Below are 21757 nucleotides of genomic sequence, written 5' to 3'. Positions count from 1 at the left end.
TCAGATGCCAGCCAGCGCCCGCGGCCGCTCCAGCGCCTTGATGGACGTGGCCGCCACGAGATCCGAACCCGTGGTGGTTTGGTGCACGCCGAGCGCCAATTCGCTCGTCGCGATCACTTCGAAGGCCGCATTCGGCCCAGACTCGGCGAGGCCGAAGATACGATTGAGGGCTTCGTCGTCGTCCGCCGCATCGACGATGAAATCATACACCAGCGTGAACGCGAACGAGAGCGTCGGGCGCCGCCACAGGTCGAGCAGTTGCGCCGGATCGCGGTTGTCGATGCCCAGCGAGAAGGCTCCGGTCGTCCAGGCTCCATCCACGCCAAAGCTGAGTTGAGTCACGCTCGCCCGACCAAAGCCGGAGGTCGCGGGATTGATGGAAAGCGTCTGCGTCGTTTCGCCAGCGGCAAAGCGCAAGACGCCCGTGACCGCCGTTTGCGAGCCGTCGTTGGCGGTCAGCGTGTAGCCGAGCGTGAGCGCCTGGGACGACGGGTTGGACAAGGTCACATCGAACTCGACCTGCCCGTCAGCGGCGTAGCGCACGGCGTCACTCACCGTGAGCGTCGGATACGTCACGACCGAGAATCGGGTGCTGACGGTGCCGCGATCGTCGGTGGCCACGAGATCGAAGATCGCGAGTCCGCTGAGATCACTGCGCGCCGTGAGCACGAGTTGTCCATCGCTGATCACGGCGTCGACGGTGCTGTTTTCACCCACCGCGATGAGCGTGTAGGCGGCGTTGTCATCGGGGTCGGCAAAATGGTCGGCGAGATCGATCGCCATCGTGTCGCCACTGGAAAGGGTTTGATTGTCGATCGGATCGGCGACGCGAACCTGCGGATTGAGACCGTCAAGCGAGAGCTCGAAGTGTTGCGACACGCTCTCGTCGCCGTCGGTCACGGTGACCTCCAGAACCGTCGTGCCGGTGGGCACAGCGACCGTGGGCACCGTCATGGTCCAGACGCCGTCGGCGAAGGCAAAGTCGATGGCGGATGCGTCGACCACGGCACCGTCGGACGAAGTCACCGTGAAGGTCAAATTGCGCAACCGGGTATCGGCGTCGGTCACCGGGACCATCAGAGTGTAAGCATCGCCGCCGGCGACCACCACCGATTCGATCGGCGCGATTTCCGGAGCGATCGAAGGCGCGAGTGCCACCGCATCGGTCAACACATCGAGCGCGTCGGCCGAGAAGGTTTCGGCCAGTTCAGCATCGGACATCGTGCCGTCACCCAACTGCCCGAACGCGGCGGCGATGTTGGTGAGCACCACGGCCTTGGTGGCGGCAAGGCTGCGATCGACCGCGCCACCGGCCGCCACGTTCGCGTTGATCGAGCGGTTGACGGTGGAAAGCACGCCGGCAGCGGCATTGATCGTGACCGCATCGACACTGCGACCGAGCGAAGTCGCCGCCCCGGTCAACACCGTGGCGAGGGTGGCGGAATCGGCGAGATTGACGAGCGTGCCGGTGGGGTTGTTTTGGTTACTCGCGATGAGAGTCGAAGCGAGCGAGGCGAGCACCGCGTTTTGCGCCCCGGCGTCCGCACTGTTGCCGAGCAACCCGGCACCGCCTGCCATCAGCGTGGTCAGGGCGGCACCGGCGCCCAGCACCGCGCCATCGTCATTCGCGTTGCCCGAGTCGACGGCGAGCGGATTGTAACCATTGGTGTCGACTCCGGCCGGCAACCCGAGCACCGAGACGACAAGATCGTCCGCTTCATCCGGCGTGAGGCCTTGATTGACGAGAGCGACCTGCAATGAAGTGAGCGGGCTGATCGCTTGCTCGATGCCCGACCCGTAACCATTGGCGAGCGCCGTGGCCGCGATGGGGTTGGCGATGCCGTTGTCGTTGTCGGTGCCACCGACGACCACCAGCACACCTTCTTCAGGGTCAATGATTCCGTTGCCGTTCGTATCAAACGGCGCGAGGCGACCGAGTTTTTCGGCCGGATTGATGACAACATTGTCCTTAAACGAGTATCCTGAATTCGCGTCCGGGGTGACGCGCGGTTCACCCGCATCATAGACCCCGTTGCCATTGGCGTCCGCGAAGACAAACTCCGCATCCGCGATCGGAAGAATACCTGACGCCAAAGGAGTAATTGCGGTGAGCGGCACCGTGGTGCGCGTCGGACCGGCGCGGAAGGTCGACGTCAGGCTCGCATCGAGCAGGCCATCTCCGTCCGTATCGAACACCGCCAGCGGCGAGCCGACCACATTGATAAACCCGGCCGGGGCCGATGCGGCCACGGCGTCGCCGATGTCGGACAACGTCAACGTCGCGAACAATTCTCCGGCATCGAGCAACCCGTTGCCATTCTCGTCCTGGAAATATTGGAAAGTATCGCTGGTCTCATCGGGCACCTGACCGTTCACGGCGTAGAGACGAATTTCCCCGTCATCGAGCACGCCGTCGCCGTTGGTGTCGAACGCCGCCAACGCGCCCAGCGGGTTCACGACCTCGTCTTCAGTCGCCGGATTGAAATTGTAGATGCCCGACTCCGAGGTGATCGCCGTCGGTTCACCGTCATCCGCCACCCCATTGGCATTGAGATCGAGAAACACGGTGGCACCGGCCCAAGCGGTCGCTCCCGCTCCCGTGCTGCCGCCCAGATCGATCGCGCCCTCCGCCGTTTCACCGGTCAACACATTCGTGCCGCCGATCAGATAGAACGTGCCTTCGTCACCATCGATGGCCCCGTCGGCATCCAGATCGTAGGTCGCCAACATCCCGAGCAACACCGCCGGGTCCGGCATTTCGCCTTCCCCGTTCAACGTGTCTCCGACCGCGACTTCCGGTGCCTCCTCGGTGGTCACCTCATTGCTGAAGTCGAAGTTGCCGTCCTCATCCGCGATGGTGGAGGGTTCGCCCTCGTCCTGGACGCCGTTGTGGTTGACGTCGAGAAACACGGTGGAGCCGCCGACGTTGGACAACCAAATCCGGAATCCGCCGCGGAACCGCACGTGCACCGTGCCGACCCCGGAGATGCCAATATTCAGGCTCCCGTCATTGACATTGATACCCGCACTAAACCGCACGGATCCACCGATCCAACGTGAACTTCTGCGCGCCCCGATCCACCAAGTATCGAGCCAGAAAATTCGGAATCCGGCCCACGCTTCACCCTCTGCCGTGAACCGGAATCGATCATGGCCGATGTCGAAGTAAATGTGACCACTGGCCCCGGTGTTGCCGCCGTAGTAAAAGCCCACCGTGCCATCGATACGCCAGGTGTTGCGGCCCCAGCGTGTGTCCAGCCAACCGTTGGTCCGGCCCGAGAAGCCCCAGATGTTCACATTCCCGTCGAAGCCGGCGTAAACCCCCGCGCTCGACACTTCGAAACGCAGGGATGCGCTGATACTCACCACGGAGTAGCTGAAGCCCACGCTGAAATCGAAGCCGAAGCCGTCACGGTTCACCCACACGAAGAAGTTGTTGATGCTGGCCACCCGCGAACCGAGGACCCAGGCGTTGCCGTGCATCCAGGCGCGCACTCCGTCGACCGATCGCATGCTCACCCACACGGAGGCCTCGATGGCCACGATACCGCGGTCACCCACGTTCAACGACAGCCAACCCCAGAAATCAAAATTGCCATTGGACTCGATGAAGCCGCGGACGTTGCCCGTGAGCACGCCGCCCACGACCACCGAGATACCATCGGTGCGCAGCGTGAGGGTTCCGTCTCGCATTTCCATGCGCAGGCTGCCGTCCAAAATTACCGTGCCGCCGAGCAGTGCGAATCGCGCCGCCGTCTCGATGGTAAAGCCCCATGAGCCCGCCTCGATCGAGCCACTGAAGGCGGCGGAATCCCCCGGCATATACAACCGGCCCGAAATCGAGGCACTGAAGCCGTCGTTGCTCACGTGCACATCCATATCGCCCACGACTCCCAGCGTGGAGCTGCCAATATTAAGACTGGCCGAACCGTTGAAGTTGATCCGGCCGTCCGACCAGATGTAGCCCCAAATCTGCGCTTCGAACAGGCCGCCCCCGACTTCCATCCGCAAGGGGCTCGACTCGTCCACATTGAAGCCCACGCGCCCATCCTCCATGTAGGCCTCGATCCGGCCCGAGATGATGCCGATGCCCAGCAGCCACACACGGTTCATTTCGAGCGACATGGCCAGGTCGCCATCGCTCACCCGCACCGAACCACGCACCCCGGCCCAGTCATGATTCATCAGATCCATGCGACCCGCGAAGTCTCCGTTGAAGCCGTCGTTGCCGACGTGCACACTCATGTCGCCGCGAATGCGCACCGTGGATTGGTTGCCAATATCCATACTGGCCGTGCCGTTAAAATTGATCACGCCGTCCGACCAGATGTAGCCCCAGATTTGGGCTTCGAACAAGCCGCCCGCGACCTCCATTCGCAGGGGGCTCGACTCGTTCACGTTAAAGCCGACGCGGCCGCCGGACATGTAGGCCTCGATCCGGCCCGAGATGATGCCGATGCCCAGCAACCACACGCGCTGCAGCTCCAGCGACAAGTAGAGTTCGTTGTCACTCACTCGCACCGAACCGCTGATGCCGGTGTAGTCGTGGTTCATCAGATCAATCCGACCCGACATGTCCGCACTGAAACCGGCGTTGGAGACATGCACTTCGAGGTCACCCCGAATGCGCACGAATCGTTGGTCGCCAATATCAAGGCTCGCCGTGCCGTTAAAATTAATTACGCCGTCCGACCAGACGTAGCCCCAGATTTGCGCTTCGAACAGGCCGCCCGCGACTTCCAATCGCAAGGGGCTGGATTCGTTCACGTTAAAGCCGACCCGGCCGTCGGACATGTAAGCCTCGATCCGACCCGAGATGATGCCAATGCCCAGCAGCCACACGCGGTTCATCTCGAGAGACATAGCCAGATCGCCATCGCTCACCCGCACCGAGCCACGCACTCCGGCCCAGTCGTGATTCATCAGATCCATGCGACCCGTGAAACCTCCGCTGAAACCGTCATTGCCAACGTGCACGTTCATGTCGCCGCGAATGCGCACGAAACGCTGATCGCCAATGTCGAGGCTTGCCGTGCCGTTGAAATTGATGATGCCATCCGACCAGATGTAGCCCCAAATTTGGGCTTCGAACAGGCCGCCCGCCACTTCCAATCGCAAGGGACTGGATTCGTTCACGTTAAAGCCGACCCGGCCATCGGACATGTAGGCCTCGATCCGGCCCGAGATGATGCCGATACCCAGCAACCACACGCGTTGTAGATCCAGCGACAAATAGAGTTCGCTGTCACTCACCCGCACCGACCCGCTGATGCTGGTGTAGTCGTGGTTCATCAGATCGATCCGGCCCGACATGTCCGCGCTGAAGCCCGCATTGGTCACGCGCACATCAAGATCGCCCCGAATGCGCACGAACCGTTGATCACCGATGTCGAGGCTCGCCGTGCCGTTGAAATCAATTTGGCCGGTCGACGTGATCGTCCCCCACACCTGCGCGTCGAACAATCCGCCGGCCACTTCCATCCGCAGCGGCGCGGACTCGGCAATGTTCATGGTCAGACGACCATTCTCGGCCACCAACTGCACCTCGCCGGAAATGATACCGATGCCGAGCAACCACGAACGGGGCAGGCTCAGGCCGAGTTCCAACCGATCTGCCGTGACCGCAATCGTGCCGGTTACCTTGGAATAGTCCGTCGGCCAATCGATCCGGCCACTCCAAGATCCCGTCAAACCGTCCTGGTTGATTCGTCCTTCGTAAGTCCCGGTCAGCGTCATGATGCCGTCGACGCCGAAGGGCGTGTCGGTGCCGCCGGAGAAGGCCAGGTCGTAGCCGCCGTCCGTGCTGATCCAGCCGCTGGCATGCGCCGACAAACCGGGGATCAGACTAAAGCTCATGTCCGCCCAAAGTTGGGCCTCGCCTTCGCTCCACTGGAAGGCCGCCCAGCCACGCAGTTCGGTCAGCCCGAGCCGCATCACACCGTCATTGATACCCACCTCGACGGTGTCGGCCGGCACTCCGCCCCATTCCCCGCCCCAGGTGTTGATCCGGAGAAAGGCCTGGCCGCCGAGTTCCATGAAGGCGTTGTCGATGCCGCCCCATTCCATTTCGACGTTGGCCACGAATCCGCGAGCCGGGTGGATATACATCGAGCCGTGGACCTCGGCGGAGATGCCCCAGAAGGAAACCGTCGCATCGGTCGTGACGTGAAATTCCGTGGAGTTCGCCCCGAGATCAAACGTGCCCACCATCTCCAATCCCGCCACCGAGATCGAACCCTCCAGATGCGTGCGCAACATCGTGCCCGCCTCGATCGAAACTTCCGGCACGTCGATGCCCCCGACGGAGAAGGTCGCGATGGTGATCCCTTCGCTCATGGTGCTGGCCCGCAGGGACCAATCGCCCTCAAACGACAGTCCGGGGACGCCGACGCCGCCCGCCAGGGCCAGGTTGAGATTGATCGCCGCGCCCGCCTCGCCGATCACGATGAAGCCGTCCGCGTCGAAGGTGAACGGTTCCCAATCGCCGATGCCAATGCCCACTTCACCTTCAAACCGCATGGCGCCAAAGCCCTGCACCGCATCGATCGTGAAGATCGCCTGACCGTCGAATCGCTGCGCGAACACTTCGAACGATACCTTCGAGGCGAGGTTGAAGGTGCCCGCCGCCAAGTCCACACCGTCAACGGTCTGCGTCGAACCGGTCGTGTTGATCGCCAGCACGGATTCGGCGTCCAGCTCCGGAATCAGATTGAGACCACCCACTTCGATGCCGTCGCGGGTTTGGGTGAGATGAGCGCGTCCGTAAACGCCTTCGCCGGTGATGTGGAAATCCGCGTTGATGCCCGTTTCCATCAGAGTGAATACACCCGGGATGCCAAAATACTGCACGCCATCGACCGAGACGGTGAGACCTTCGCCATCACCACGGATCCGGGTCGTCCCGACCTGCCGCATCACGCCGATGGAAAACGATCCGGTGCTCTCAAGTTCGACGTAATTGCCCGCCTCCAACGTGCGATCACCCGCCGTCTGCTCCGCTCCCGTGGTGTTGAAGATCAACCATTGCGATTGCTCCATGCCGAGATCGTCCAACGCGATGCCGATCGAATCGAGGCCCGTCAGCCCCACTTGCTGATCAAGGCTCAACGCGCCATACGCACCCGCACTGTCCACGTGCAGCGTGCCCTGCACATTCCACGAATAAAGCTGCACATCGGTAAACGGAATCCCGAGCACGGCCTCTTCATTCAAACGAATGTCGAGCACCCCGTCGCCCGCGAGGAACGTCATTTCGCCCAGACCATGGATCAAGCCCAGGTCGAGCTCGCCGACGGAATCGATCGCAAAGTAGTTGCCCGCCTCCAAGTCGACTCCCGCGATCTCCCGCGCCTCTCCGGTGGTGTTGACGCGCAGCAGGAAGGATTGCTCGGCCGTGAATGGCAGCGTGATTCCTGCGATCTCCAACCGATCGGAGACCAGGCTGCGCTCCAGATCCATGGCCGCGATAACGCCGCTGCCATCGATCCGGAAGCCACCCGATTGCGAGAACCTCATCAACTCGCCCACGCCCGGCAGATTCATCACCAACTCCGCCTGCGACTGCAGCTCGACGACGCCCGCCGTGTCGACTTCCAAGCGGTAGAGTCCGGTCATCTCGGCAATGCCAAAGGAAAGCGTGCCGTCGATCTCGACGCGGCCGTAAACGCCGGCCTCGAGTTCGATGTCACCAAAGGTCCGCGACTCGCCAGTGGTGTTGAGGCGCAGTTCATAAGAAGCCGCCGGATCAATTTCGAAGCCGAACGCATCGAGCCCCGAGGAGTTGAGCGAAAGTTCGTAAGCTGCCGCCACGCCGGCACTGTCCACGGCCAGGCCACCCGCGACCGCAAAGCTCAGGATTTCCAAGTCGTCGCCGCCGGTCAGCGAAGGCACCGTGACATTCAACGTCGCGTCGGTCGCGATCTGCAATCCGTCGCCGCTGATCCGCAGCACGTAGTCCCCGTTGAAGGTAAGGCCGGCCAGATGCATCGCGCCGTGGGCCTCGATTTGGTAAAGCGGACCGGCCGGCAGCGTCTGATCGAAGAGCTCGTATTCGCTCGTGGTCGCATTGACCACCAATTGATACGTGAGATCCGTGCCGAGGAGATCGGTGATGCTCTCATCGCCACCGGAGATCTGCAGATCAAAGATGCCGGCGATCCCATCAAGCCCGAGGTTGAACGCACCAGTCGCGGCAAAACTGAGCAACGGATCCGCTTCATCGCCCACGATCCAGTCGAAGCTGGTGATCATGCGCGTGCGGTTGAGCGAACTCTCAAAGCCAAACCGGCCGGACAGCTCCAGATCCCCCACCGTCGCAGTGCCGTTGACCGCGAGTTGCAGCAGCGGGCCGGCCGGGATGTCACCCTGCGCCACTCCCGTCGTGTTGATGACAATCGCCGCCTCCCCGGCCAACGCCAGACCCGGAATATCGATGCCCAGCTCCTCCGCCGAAAGATCGAGGGTGATCTCGTCCACTATGCCCGGGATTTCCAACTCGTAACTGAATTCCAGCGGCGCCTCGAACAGCACCGTGTCCTCCACCTTGAGCACCAGCGCCGCCGAAGCGGCGAAGCCGATCCCGGTGGTCGACGCCGTCAGATCGTAGACGCCCGCGATGGATATATCGCCAATCTCCAGATTCCCTTCGACCCGCACCCGCGCACCCAGGCCCGGCGCGATGCCGTCGCGCTCGGTATGGGTGGTATTGATCCCGAGGGTGTAGCTCGCGTCGGCCCCGAAACCGAAGCCGTATTGGTCGCGACCGCTGGCCGCCACGTCGAGATTCAGGCTCGCGTAGAGCCCCGTCGAATCGAGCGCGAATTCGCCGTCAAAATCGTAGGTGTAGAACGTGATCCCGGCGACGCCGAGCGACACCGTCCCCGTCGCGTCGATCATGATACCGTCCGACGCCACACTGAACGCATAAACGCCCGACATCCGCAACGCGCCAATGATCAGGTCGCCCTCCACCCGCACCCGGGCATAGGGTCCTCCGGGCAACTCCAACTCGCCGACCGTCTGCGCATCGCCCGTCGTGTTGAGTTCGAGCCGATAGGTCGCGTCGAGATTGAAGCCGAGTCCATCGGTATCCAGTCCGTCGGTCGCGAGAGAGAGATCCAGGCCACCGTAAATTCCCGTCACGCCCAGCCGCAGACCACCCGCGGCGTGGAAGGCCAGCAACGTTGTATCCGCAATCTGGAGCCGCAGCGTAGCGTCAAAGGTCACGGTGAGTGTCGTGTCGAAGAGACCGATGCCATCGGCGATCTCGAAGAGGTAGTCACCGTCCAGCAGCAGGCCGCCGACTTCCATCGTGCCACTCATGCCGAGGCGGAACACACTGCCGGAATCAAATACCAGTTCGGGCACCACGGTTTCACCGACAGTGTAGCCGCCGAGGGTGGTCGCCCCGGCAAAGGTGCTCGCCCGCAGATTCCACGCGCCGTCGAGCGTGACTCCGGGAATGCCGTCGCCGCCATCGAGGGTGAGCGACAGGTCCAGCGCCATGCCGTCCGCCGCCAACAGCATGATGCCCGTCTCGTCGAAGTGGAACGGATTCCAATCCCCCAGCGTGATGTCGAAGCTGCCGCGCATCAATCCGAGGATGACGTGCTGCTCGTAGTCGATGGTGAAGAGCACTTCCTGCACCAGGGTCTGACCGGCGATTCCCAATGAAATCCGCATGGACAAGTTGGTGGAACCAGCGCGGATGGACTCGCCATCGACCACCTGTGCCGAGTCCGTCGTGTTGACCGACAGGAAGATGCCGTAGTCGTAGTCGGGTGTCAGATCGATGCCGGCGACCTCGATCGAGTCGACGCCGAGCGTCAGAGCCGCCCGACCGAAAATGCCTTCGCCGGTGATCGCGAGCTCCGCGTTGATGTCCAGGTCGTAGAACCCGAACTCCTCGAAGCCCGGCACCTCCGGCAGGCCAAAGAACAATTCGCCATGCACGTCGATCAGCAGTCCCTCACTGCCGAGCCGGAACGTTGCGGTGCCGACGATGCGGGCGAAGCCAATTGAAAACGTATCGGAGGTGATGAACTCAATGTAGTGCCCCGCTTCCAGCACCACATCGTCCAGCGTCACTTCCTCGCCGGTCGTATTGATGCGGAAGATTCGGATCGCCTCTTGGCCGAGGGTTTCAATTTGGAGCCCGACTTCTTCCAGCCCCGCCAGACCCAACGGTGTCTCCAGCTCGACCGCCCCCGCGATGCCGCGCGCACTCAACGAGAAGCCGCCCTCCACATGCCAGCGCAGCAGACTGAGATCCGTGTCCGGCACACCAAGAAAGATATCGGCGTCGAATACGATTTCCAACCCGGTGTCGCCCGCCATGAGACTGTAAAGTCCCGAGAGGCGGGCCGGTCCCACCTGCATCTCACCCGTGGTGACTACCTTCACGTAGCGACCGGCCACCAGTTCGACTTCACCGAGCGTCTGGGCTTCGCCGGTCGTGTTGAAATGCAGGGCAAAGGTCTGAGTCGCGCCAATCGGCAACGCAATATCCAGCAAGGTGAGTTGATCGAGCAACCCGGCGTCCAATTCGATTGCAGCCACTACGCCTTCCGGTGCGATCCGCAATCCGCCTTGCGCGCCCATGCGGAAGAGCTCGATGTCATCTCCGCCCGGGAGGATCGCCGGCAGCACCGCGACGACTTCCGCATCCATCAGCAGCTCGGCGGTGTCGTCGACGATTGAAAGGCTGTAGAGGCCATCAAAGTGGTAAATGCCGTAAGTCAGGCTGGAGGCGAAGGTGACCCGCGCATAATGACCGGCCTCCAACTCCACGTCGCCAACAGTCTGAGCGTCGCCGGTCGTATTGACGCGCAGGGAGTAGGTCGCATCGACATTGAGCTCCAAGCCCACCGCGGCAAAGTCCACAAAGTCCGGCGTCACATCGAACGCCGCCACCAGGCCATCGAGCCCGAGTTGCAGTCCGCCCGCCGCCGTAAAGGTCATCAGCGTGAAGTCGTCCCCGCCTCCGCTCACATCGGGCAGGCTGATCGCCACGTTCGCATTCATCGCGATCTCCACGCCATTCAAGCCAGCGCTCAGCCGGTAGGCACCGGAGAAATCAAACCCCACCACCGACAACGTGCCCGCCGCCCCAATCGTCACCGAGGGTCCGGCCGGCAACTCGCGCTCTCCGAGCGTCACCGGGACGGCCCGGGTGTTGGCCTCGATGAAGTAGACAAAGTCCGCGCCAAAGAAATCCGTGTAGGTCTCAACGCCTCCGGTCAGCGCAATCTCGACGTAACCCGCCACGCCGAGCAGTCCGAGTCGGAACGAGCCCTCGCCGGTAAAGCTCAGCAACGGCGCTTCCTCCGGACCGAGGTTGACCGCGAAATCCGCCGCCATCGTGGTGCCGCTGAGCGAGCTTTCGAACGCAAAGTGTCCGTCGAGCGCCAACCCGCCGATCACGGCCTGACCATCGATCGTGAACTGCAGAATCGGTCCCGCCGGAATGTCACCCTGCGCCTCCGCCGTGGTGTTGATGATCACCTTGGCCACACCGCTCAGTTCGAGACCCGGGATATCAATGCCGAGATCATCCAGCGAAATCGCCAGTTCGACTTCTTCCACGATGCCCGGGAAGGTTAGCTCGATTTCAAAATCCAGCGGCACGCTGAACAGCTCGTCCTCGCCCGCTCGCATCACGAGCGCCGCCGAAACCTTGAGCGCGATTCCCGTCGTCGTAACGGTCAGATCATAGGAGCCATCGATTTCCCAGTTGCCGATGATCAAGGTGCCGATCACGCGAATGCGGGCACCGAGCCCGGCCGGCACGCCGTCAATTTCGGACGCGGTCGTATTAAAGCTCAGCGTATAGCTCGCGTCGCTGCCAAAGCTGAATCCGTAGGCCGTGCCGCCGTTGTAAGTGACACTCAGGTCGAGGCTCGCGTAGATGCCATCCTCCTGAATCCGCAGCGCACCGGCGAAGCCGTAAGAGTAGAGGATCGCATCGCCGATGCCGATGCTCACCGACCCCGCTGCGGCAACGTCCAAACCATGGAGGCCGACGGCCATGTTGTAGACTCCATCGAGCTGGAGCAGACCGACGGTCAGGCTGCCTTCGGCGCGAACCCGGGCATAGTTGCCCCCTTCGATATCGACATCATCGAGCACCTGGTCCTCGCCGGTCGTGTTGACCTGCAACAAGTAATCAGCGTCCAAACTGAAACCCAGTCCGAGGATCGGCAGACCCAGTGACACGTCGAGTTCGAGTTCCGACTGCCCGTAGATGCCACTGTCATCGATCCGGAAACGGCCAGTCGCCGCGTAGGAGTAGAACGTCACTTCGCCTAGGCCGAGACGCACGGTCGCGTCGAACGCCAGTTCGAGCACCCCGCCCGCGATGGTGAGATCGTAGACCCCCTCCATGGCGACGGCATCGAGAATGTTCAGCGTGCCGTTGGCGCGCACGATGAGGTAGGCGCCGGCTTCACCGACACTCTCGCCATCCGGCGACGGCGGTCCCCGCGGCAGATGAATCCGCTCCACCGCAGCCGTGGCGGCCAACTCCGTGGGCAGCGCGAAGTCCACGTCCTCGCCCGTCGTGTTCATGATGAACTGGTAGCTGCCATCGAGCTGGAGCCCGACGGCGGCCAGCACGTCGTCATCCGGATCGAGGTCGAGGGTAAGTTGCGCAGCGACGCCCGGCACAATTCCCACGACCTCGAAGTGCAGGTAGCCGGTGGCATTGAAGCGCAGCAACGGCGCGGCCACCGGCCCGGCGGTGAGCTCGCCGGCCGCGAGCACGTCGAGACCGTTGGCCGAGAAGGTCATACTGAACAGGCCGCCCAGGCGGAAGAGTTCCGTGCCGAGAGGCGCGAGGCCGATCACACCTTCGACGAGAATGCTCGCCTCGCCCGCATCAACCGTGAAGGTGCGCGGTTCGCTTTGGCCGGCAATCGTCAGCGTGTAGTCGATCGCTTCGCTGGTGGTGTTGAAACGCAGCAGTGTCACCGCATCCATCGTGATACCCAGGGCTTCGAGCAAGGTGAAGTCGGCCGGGGCCAGGGCGAGAATGCCGGCCAGCTCCACCGTTTCGTCGGCGCCGAAGAACACACGGAAGTCGCCCGCGAGACCAACGACGTCTCCCAGGAACGGCAGGGCCGCGTGGCCGTCGATGATGACGTGCAGGCTGGGCGCATTGAGCGCGACCTCGAAGGACACACTGCCCTCGAGCGCGAACCCGGGGATTCCCGCCACCTCCAGTCGCGCCCCCCCAGCAAGCCGGATGGTGAACTGCTCGAACGGCGCAGAGGGTGGATTGTCCGGATCGACCGTTTCGCCGAAGTCAAAGGAGAGCTCGCCGTAAATCATCGCCACCGGGAGCTCGTTGGGCAGTTCCGCCAGGAAGAGAACCCTTCCCTCACCCTCGGTGATGAAGTCGCTCATGTTGATGTAGAGATTGGCGGTGAAGCTGATCGTGCCGCCGAGCTGGAACGCGCCTCGGGCGAGGAAATTGCCCGTCGAATCCATCTTGAAGTCGGCCTGGATGTTGAACGATGCCGTGCTCGCGTAGATCGAGAAGATGGTCACACCGCCTTCGATCGTGAACGGATTGAGCAGGACCCCGAAGTTACCCGCCTCGGCGTGAGCCGCAACTTGGTTGGACAGGGAAGTCTTCAGCAAGTCGCGCCACTGAGAGAAACTGAGATCTCCCGCCGGAGTGAACTCCGGATGCTCCTGCAGCTCCAGGGCGCTGTCGATCGACGGCAGCGAGGAATTGAACGTGATGCCGGCCCGGAAGTCGGTGAAGGCGATGCCCACATAGGGAATCGTGACGGGCACGGTCGCCTTGATGTAGCCCTGCAGCGGGCCGAATTCGGAAAGCCCCAGATAGATCTGCAATCCGCCGTAACCCGCGACGTTAATGGCGCCCTGCACCGCGCCCCAAAGAATTCCGTCCGCCACCGGCGTGGTGGTGTCGTCGGCCGCGATTTCGTTGCCATCGGCGTCGAGGCGCAGGATGCCCAGCACGAGCCCCGCCGAGACCTTGGCGGTCGAGATATTGCCCCCGACGGCCAGTGCCACCTCGCCGAGACCCACGATTGGGAATGCGCCGGATTTGAGCGCGCCGATGTCGATGATCAGATTTTCGATGCTACCATAAATCGTGAGGTCCGAACCGGCAAGATGATCGATGCCCACCTCAGCACTCAGCCGCAGGGTGAAGTCGAGCGGGTCCGCGACCAGGTCAGGCCATTTCAATTCAAAAACGGATACGGAGATCGGTAGCCAATCCGGGATCGGAATAAGGCCGCTCGCCGTCGCATCCCAGCTAAACGAAACGCCGAAGTCCTCCAGCGGCACGGGCAGGCCGTTGGCCGCGACCGCGAAATTGGACGCCGTGCCCGACAGGCCGATACCCGGCAGCGCGGCGGTGAGGCTCCCGACCGAAAGCATGACTTCGTCCCCCGTCGCCGTGAAATCAAACGTCGCCTCGGTCGCGGAAAGTTCGAGCAGCGCCCCGAAAGTCACCGCAATCTCACCCACCGACGCCGACTGTAGCTCCACGCTCGGCTCCGCAAAGGTGAAACCACCCGACTCGCCGTCGATCGTCATGACCGTCATCCCAAAGCCGATCGCCGCATCGGTGACGTTCACGTAATCACCGATCGTGAAGCTTATGGCAAACTCCGCGCCGATGGTCAGAACACCGGTCTCGACATCGACCGATCCGGTGATCGTCGCAGTCAGGCTGCCCGACAAATCATCGGCAACAGTGCTCGCGGAGATTGCCAGCGAGCCACCGAAATCGGCCAACCATGCACCGGCGGCGTAGTAACCGAGAGTGACGCTGCCCGAGAGCGCAAACACATCCCCAATCGTGATGCCCGCAAGGCCCAACCCGATCGCGTCGCTCGCCCAAGGCATCAACGTTCCGTCAACGCTGCGCAGATCGACCTCCGCCGTGTCCGTCCCGTCATCAAGCGTGGTCGCACCGATCGTTACCACCGTCGCGAAGGGCAACATCGCCAAGGCGTCAAAATCGACGGTGCCGGTGGCCCGCAGGAATGAATGGGCGAGCGTGAAGATCGCCTCGCCTTCATCCTGCACACCGTTGCCGTTGGTGTCCTCGGCAAACCCCACCTCCACCGCGGTCACGGTAAACGACAGAATTCCCCCCAGCCGCACGGTCTGCCCGACCGCCCCGTCATCGATGTCGAACGTTGTGAATGAGAGCGTGCCATCGCCCGCGATCGCAAGCTGACTGATCGTGCCCTCCGTCCCTAAGCCGTCGAATGTGACGGTGACATCCGTCGCGGAAAAGACCACCGTGGACTCTGGTCTCAGTGCCACGCCGCTCAGGCTCAGACTGAACTCACCCGCCGCATTCAGATCAAACTCCTCCGCATTCAATGCCAACCGATCGGTCGCGCTGGAAAAATCATAGGTGCCGCTCAACGTTCCGGCCGTGGCGACATATTCGCCGTTGCCGTCAAAGAGCGCCGCACTCGCGGCGGTGATCGCCACATTGTGGCCCATCGTCGTGCCGTCGAGGAACGAGAATCCGTCCAAACTCACGGACACGTCGGCCAAGGCAATGCCTTCACCGAGGGTAAGAGAATCGGTGGTCAGGCTGCCGGAACCAATCGTCAGTCCGTTGGTGCGGAGTGACAGGCTGGCAGCCGTAAAACTCGGAGGGCCGGTGCTCGGGGCGCTGGTCAGGAAAAGGAGTTCCACCGGCACATCGGCCATCGCGAGCAGCTCCTGCTCTTCGGTCACGTTGCGCTGGTGACGCAGCACCACTCCGGCCGCGGCGATGCGAACGATCGTCGTCGCCACCAGTTCGAGTTGATCGACGGTCGTTGAAAAAGCCTGGGTCGCGAAATCATAAGACCCCTCCACCGCAAACGCATCGGCATCGTCCCCATCGGTAATCGTTCCGGCAAAGGTATCGCCGCCTGCGGTGAAGTCGCTCTCACCGCCACTGAAGGTGAGTTGGCCGCTCCAGGTGCCCGCGTCGAGATCACCGGTGACCGTCGTCGTCGAGCTGAAGGTTGTGATGTCGAGATAGATGCCACCCGCCGGATTGGTCACCGCGATCGAGGCGGCATCCAGCGTTCCCGTGAAGGTCAATTCGTCCTGCGTGAAGGTCGCGGCGAGCGTCGTGCTCGGGGCTCCGTCGTCACCAGCGAGGAAATCGAGAGCGGTGGTAAACGAGCCGGTGCCGGCAAAGGTCGACGCATTCAGTCCCACGCTAAAGCTCCAGCCTGAAACCGCGAAGGTCAGCCATTGCAGATCGCTACCGGCTCCGGCCAGCGTCCAGCTCAACCCATCGCCGGCCTCGGTGCCGTTCAGCGCAAACGTCGTGGAGACGCCTTCGCTATCGGTCACCCCCGCGAGCGTGAGCACGCCGGTCAAGGTCTCGGTCGATGTCGTCGTGGTGGAAAGCGAACCGACGTCGCGCGCCAGAGTGTAAGTGTTGCCATAGCTCAGCGCCACGGGTTCACCCGCCAATGCCAGTTCGACTGCCACGGTGCCGGCCGCGGACGCCGTGGTTCCGCCCTCTGCATGGTGCACGCGCACGTCGACATCAAACGTCGAGGTGCCGGTTGTCGCGACCGTTTGGTTGCTCTGCCGCGCCGTGCCGGAGAGCGCCGCGCCCCCCGCCAAAGCGAGCGCAAGATAGGTATCGGAAAGGAGAGTGAAGACGCCGTCGCGCAGTTCGAAGACCACGTTCTGCATGAGCGTCGCGGTCAGCTTGAGCACTGCAGCTAACGTCACTTCGTCGGCGACTCCAGCCAGCAGGCCGTCGGGCAAACTCCAAGTCGCACCGGCATAGCCACCGTCAACGGGTCGGTCTGTCGCCACGTTGCGCGCGAGGGTGGCGACCAGATCCGCCCCCGTGCCCGGAGTCGTGACCGTGTAACCGGCGGCCTCCAAGGCCGTGATGGCATCCGCCGTGGAGGTGGCGGCATCGATCGCGGGCAGCGCGAGTGAATCGCTCAGCGCGCTAAGGTTGAACAAATCCGTCAGGGCCGATGGCAGCGTGGGCACGGTCCAGGCGGTCCGGCCCTGCCCGGCAAAGTCGATGGTGCCGAGATTGAATCCGCCGAGCATGCTTTGGAGTGTCGCGGTCGCCGCCGTGAGCCCGTCGTTGATGATCTCGGCCGCCGTGGTGGCGGAGATGCCTCCGACCGTGGCGACGGTCAGTGCCGCACCCGACCAGTCCGCGGTCACCGAGTAAGTGTCGCCCGCGGTCACATTAACCGTCGGGTCACCCGTCACGGTGCCGTCGACCGTCATCATGCCGTTGATCGCCGAGCCTTCCACCGTGTCGGCAAAGTTGGCGGCGGAGGCGTCGACGGCGATCGCGCCGGTGCCGCCAAAGCTTACTGCGGCGTCGAACGTCAGCACGTCAAAATCAGCCGCGCCCAATACATCGAGTTCAATGGCCCACGCACCCGTGAATGAAATGGCGCCGTCTACATTGTCCTCGCCTTGCACGAAGTTGAGCGTGCCGGTGGCGCCGTCGCCCCCCGGCCGAATCGTGCCGGCCACATTCATTTCGTGGTTCACGATGAAGGTCCCGACGCCCGCGATCGTTCCTGCGGACAACGTGACCACGGATTCATTGTAGGCCGACACCGTGCCACCGCTGAGCATCAGGTTGCCGCCATCGATGGTGAGCTTACTGGAATGATAAAAATTGAGGTAAGCGCCGGTAGGCACTTCAAATTCACCGCCACTGAGCTGAATGGTGCCACCGGAATTGGCGGCAAAGACATTGGTATCACTCAACGTGATGACACCGGCGGTCTGCACCAGCGTGGTGCTGACTCCATCGACATTGAAGAAGCCCGTTTGCTGCCAGGTCGCGCCCGACCATGTCAGCGTTGCTCCACTGCGTAGCTCCAACGAAGCATCGGTCGCCACACTGACATTTCCGGTCACCACGCTGTCCGCCGCACCGGTGATGCTCACGGCCGCATCTCCCGATACGGTCAAATCGCTGGTCAGCAATCCACCGTTGATCGTCAATGCGCCGGAATCAATTGAGAGTCCCGCCAGCACCGGCGTGTTCCCGGTCAGTGAAATCGTCGCGTCGCCATCAAGTCCGCTGATCGTGACCGTGTCTCCTGCCGTGGGCATGATCCCACCGGCCCAGTTGGACGCCTCGTTCCAATCGCCACCGGCGGCATTGCTCCACGCGATCATGGTCAGCGAATACTTTTGCACGACCAGATGTCCGGTCTCGCTCCACGAACCGACGACCGTGTCCGTGGCGCCCGAAGTCACGGTGATCGTGCCTTCTTCTCCCGTGATGGCACCGGAGACTTCGATTAATCCATTCGGATCGGCCAGGACCGTTCCGGAATCGACGCCAGTGAAATCAGCCGACGAGGCATCGAGGGCCACGGTGCCCGCTCCCGCAAAATTCACCGCGCCCAGCAATTCGAGCACGTCGGTGTCAGCGGCGGAGGCGATGTCCAAATTGACCCGCCAGCCGGCGACAAAACTGATCGTATTGGCTTCCGGCGTGTAGGAATCGATCACGATCGTGCCGGTGCCGCCGTCACCCAATCCGGGTGAAATCGTGCCGCCGATGGTCACGTCGTTGTCGATCCACAGGGTGCCGGATCCACGCAATTCACCGCCGGTGAAGTTAAAGACCGAATCGGAAAATCCGACTTCGGGTGACGTGCCGATCCGCCCACCGTCGAGCTCGATCACGCCGCCACTGAAATTGATCGTCGTGCGCCAGTGCGTGCGCAGGACCGCGCCGTCCGCCACTGTCGCCAAGCCGGCCGAAAGGTTCCAGGTCGAGTCATCGCTCAACGCCATGTCCGAGTCGGCCGCCACCAACGCGAGCGTGCCGCCGGTTTGGTTCAATACCGTTTGGTCGAGCAACTCCAGGAAACCGCTGGCCAGAATGTTCAGTTCACCGCCGCTGAGATTAAACTGAGCAGTGTCGTTAAGACGCATCGTGCCGCTCAAGTTCACAGCGGTGCCGGTCCAGGAGAGCACGCCGGTGCTGCTGATATCGAGCGTGGATCCGCTCGCGACCGTCAGGTCGCCGCCCACCGCATGAGTGGCGCCGGTGAGATTGAACGTGGAGTTCCCTTGAACCGTCAGCGCGCCGTCGACCGCCAGGTTGCCCAGGGTGAGCGCACTCGCGTCATCGACGACCAAACCGCCGTCGAGTGAAAGATCGCCGAGCGTGATGCTGAGACCGGAAACCGTGATCACGGCATCTTCGTTGAGACCCGTAATGGTGACGTCTTCGCCGGCCGATGGCACGCGGCCGTTGGCCCAGTTGGCGGTGTCGGACCAATTGCCTCCCGCCGCTGCGATCCAAGTCGCGGCCAACGGTGAATACGTTTCGGTGACGATGGCGGCGCGATCGGCGTCCCAGACTCCGACCACCGTGTCGTCCACCCCGTCGGTGACCTGGATGGTCGGCGCGCCGGTCGCGGTGCCGGTCACGTAAAAGAGGCCGCTAGCGTCGCCCACTTGGGTGCCTGACGCCGTGCTCCCGAAGTCGGCCGCGGACGCGTCGAGAACCACCGCCCCCGTGCCGCCGAACGTCGCATCACCGTTGATGCTGAGAAAATCCATCGACGCCGAGGTGGTCGTCGTCACATCGAGAATATCAAGGTGAACATTCCAGTCCGCGGTGAAGTTGACCGCACCGCTGATCTGAATCCACCCGGTGGAACCCTCCGGCGAACTCGGATTGATCGTGCCGCCGACGTTGATGCCACCATTTGCCGACAAGGCACCGTAGCCCGCGATCGTGCCGGCGGTGAATTCGATCAAAGCCGCCGCCGATAAGTTCGAACCGCTGCCGCCAAAGGTGATCGTGCCGCCGCTGACCGTGAGCGCCGCGGCGTCGCTCAATCCCGCCGTGGCGGTCGGACTCAAGCGGTATTCGCCACCACTGATCGTCCAGGTGCTGGACTCGGTGAACGCCACATCCGACGTATCATTGGACGCGAACACGCCACCATTCTGCGCGAAGGCGGCGGTGCCCGCCACGCTGAATCGCGCGCTGCCCGCCAAGGTCCAGCTGCCCCCGCTTTGCGTGAGTTGTGCCGAACCGCCCAAGGCGATCTCGGAAGTCGTGTCGATGGCCACATCGCCGGTGATCGTCGCGACGGCGTCGCCGGAAAGATTCAGCGCCGAACCGGTCAAGGTGAGATCGACCAGGCTCAGCGTGCCCCCCGTGCTCACGGTGAGGGACGTCCCGTTCGTCAGGACCAACTCACCCGCGTCAAGCGACAGACTGCCCAGGGAGAGATCGAGTCCATCGACCGTGATCACGGCATCTTCGTTGAGACCCGTGATGGTGACGCCTTCGCCGGCCGATGGCACGCGGCCGTTGGCCCAGTTGGCGGTGTCGGACCAATTGCCACCGGCAGCGTTGGTCCACGCCACAACCAGCGGAGAATAAGTTTCAACCGTGAGCCGGCCGTTGGTGCCAACCCAAGAACTGCTGACGGTGTCGTCTGCGCCTGCGATGATGGTCACGATTGGAGTGGTCAGCGCCGTGCCGACCGTGATCAACCGCCCGTCGGTGTCGATCAAAGTGCCGGTGGCGGTGTCGCCGAAGTCAGCGGCGGAAGCATCCAAGGTCACCTCGCCATGGGCATTGAGCTCCGCGCTCCCGGTCACGACCAGACGGTCCGCCTGATCAGCGTCGATAATGTCCAGATGCAACGACCAAGGGTTGGCGGGATCATCGGTTTGGCTGCGGAACAAGACATCGGCATCGATCGTCAGGGTGCCGACGCCCCCTGCCCCGTCGCCGGGATTAACCGTCCCGTAAACCGAAACGGCGCGATCGTTCGACACGGTGCCGTGGCCACTCAACGTGGCACCCGCGTAGATGTTGATTTCGGTATTGCCCTGTCCCTCGAGCAGACCATCGACAATCAACTCGCCGCCGTTGACCAGAAAGTCGGCCCACGTGTAGGTCATGCGGGCAGTGGCTCCTTCCGCGATGCGGAATTCGCCGCCATCAATGTTTACCGCGCCGTCGGACTGCTCAAAACCAGTGCCGCTGCTCAGCGAAAAATTGCCTTCATGAGTCCAGGTCGAACCGGAAAAATTGAGTGAAGCAGTGTCGGTCAGCGTCATCGTCCCGCCGGCCGCAATCGACACAACTCCGGTGATCGAGCTCGCGCCATTCCCGCTGAGCTGCAACGTCGCGCCATCCGCCACCGTTAGTGTCCCCGTCTGCAAAGAGCCGTCGATGGCGACCGTGCCTCCATTGATCGTGAAACTGGAAAAGGCGGGAGTGTCTCCTGCCAGTTCGATGGTCGCATCCGCGCCCAAACCATCGATCACGACATCGTCACCCGCGACCGGCACATGCCCGTCCTGCCAGTTGGCCGCGTCGGCCCAATCGCCGCCCGCCGCCGCCGTCCACGTGGCCTCGACGATTTCATCGGCCATGGCGATCGGCGTGTCGACATCGCCAAAGTCATCACTGTCACCGCCATCAATCAGCGCCGTTGATCCACCGTTAAAATCGTCCGCGGCAACATTGATTTCCAGCCGCGCCCCGGCATCGAAACCAACCGCTCCCACGCCCAATCCATCCGCCGACAACATGACGCGAGGCTCGAGGGCCTCGACGGCAAACCGATCAGCAAATTCCGCGCGACGCACCGCCATCAGCCAGTGAGGGTCGGGCGCACGGATCGGGGATCAGCGGGAGGGGTAGCGACAGGACGAAACATTAACGGGGCAAACCATACCTTGTGCGACGACAGGTCCAAACCCCTCTTTGGGGGGAAAG

Annotated in this window: 1 protein-coding gene; it reads right to left on the bottom strand. The window is 62.7% G+C overall.

Features of this window, described 5'->3' with window-relative positions; all coding sequences use genetic code 11:
* Nucleotides 1-21633, bottom strand: a complete 21633-nt coding sequence (locus PXH66_RS00910; protein WP_330929355.1) for an LEPR-XLL domain-containing protein — start codon at nucleotides 21631-21633, stop codon at nucleotides 1-3.
* Between the last annotated feature and the right edge of the window lie 124 nt (nucleotides 21634-21757).

The organism is Synoicihabitans lomoniglobus (genome assembly GCF_029023725.1).
In the GTDB taxonomy this organism is placed as follows: Bacteria; Verrucomicrobiota; Verrucomicrobiia; order Opitutales; family Opitutaceae; genus Actomonas; species Actomonas lomonigloba.
The sequence above is the reverse complement of the archived record's forward strand: the minus strand, read 5'-3'. Positions and strand labels throughout refer to the sequence as shown.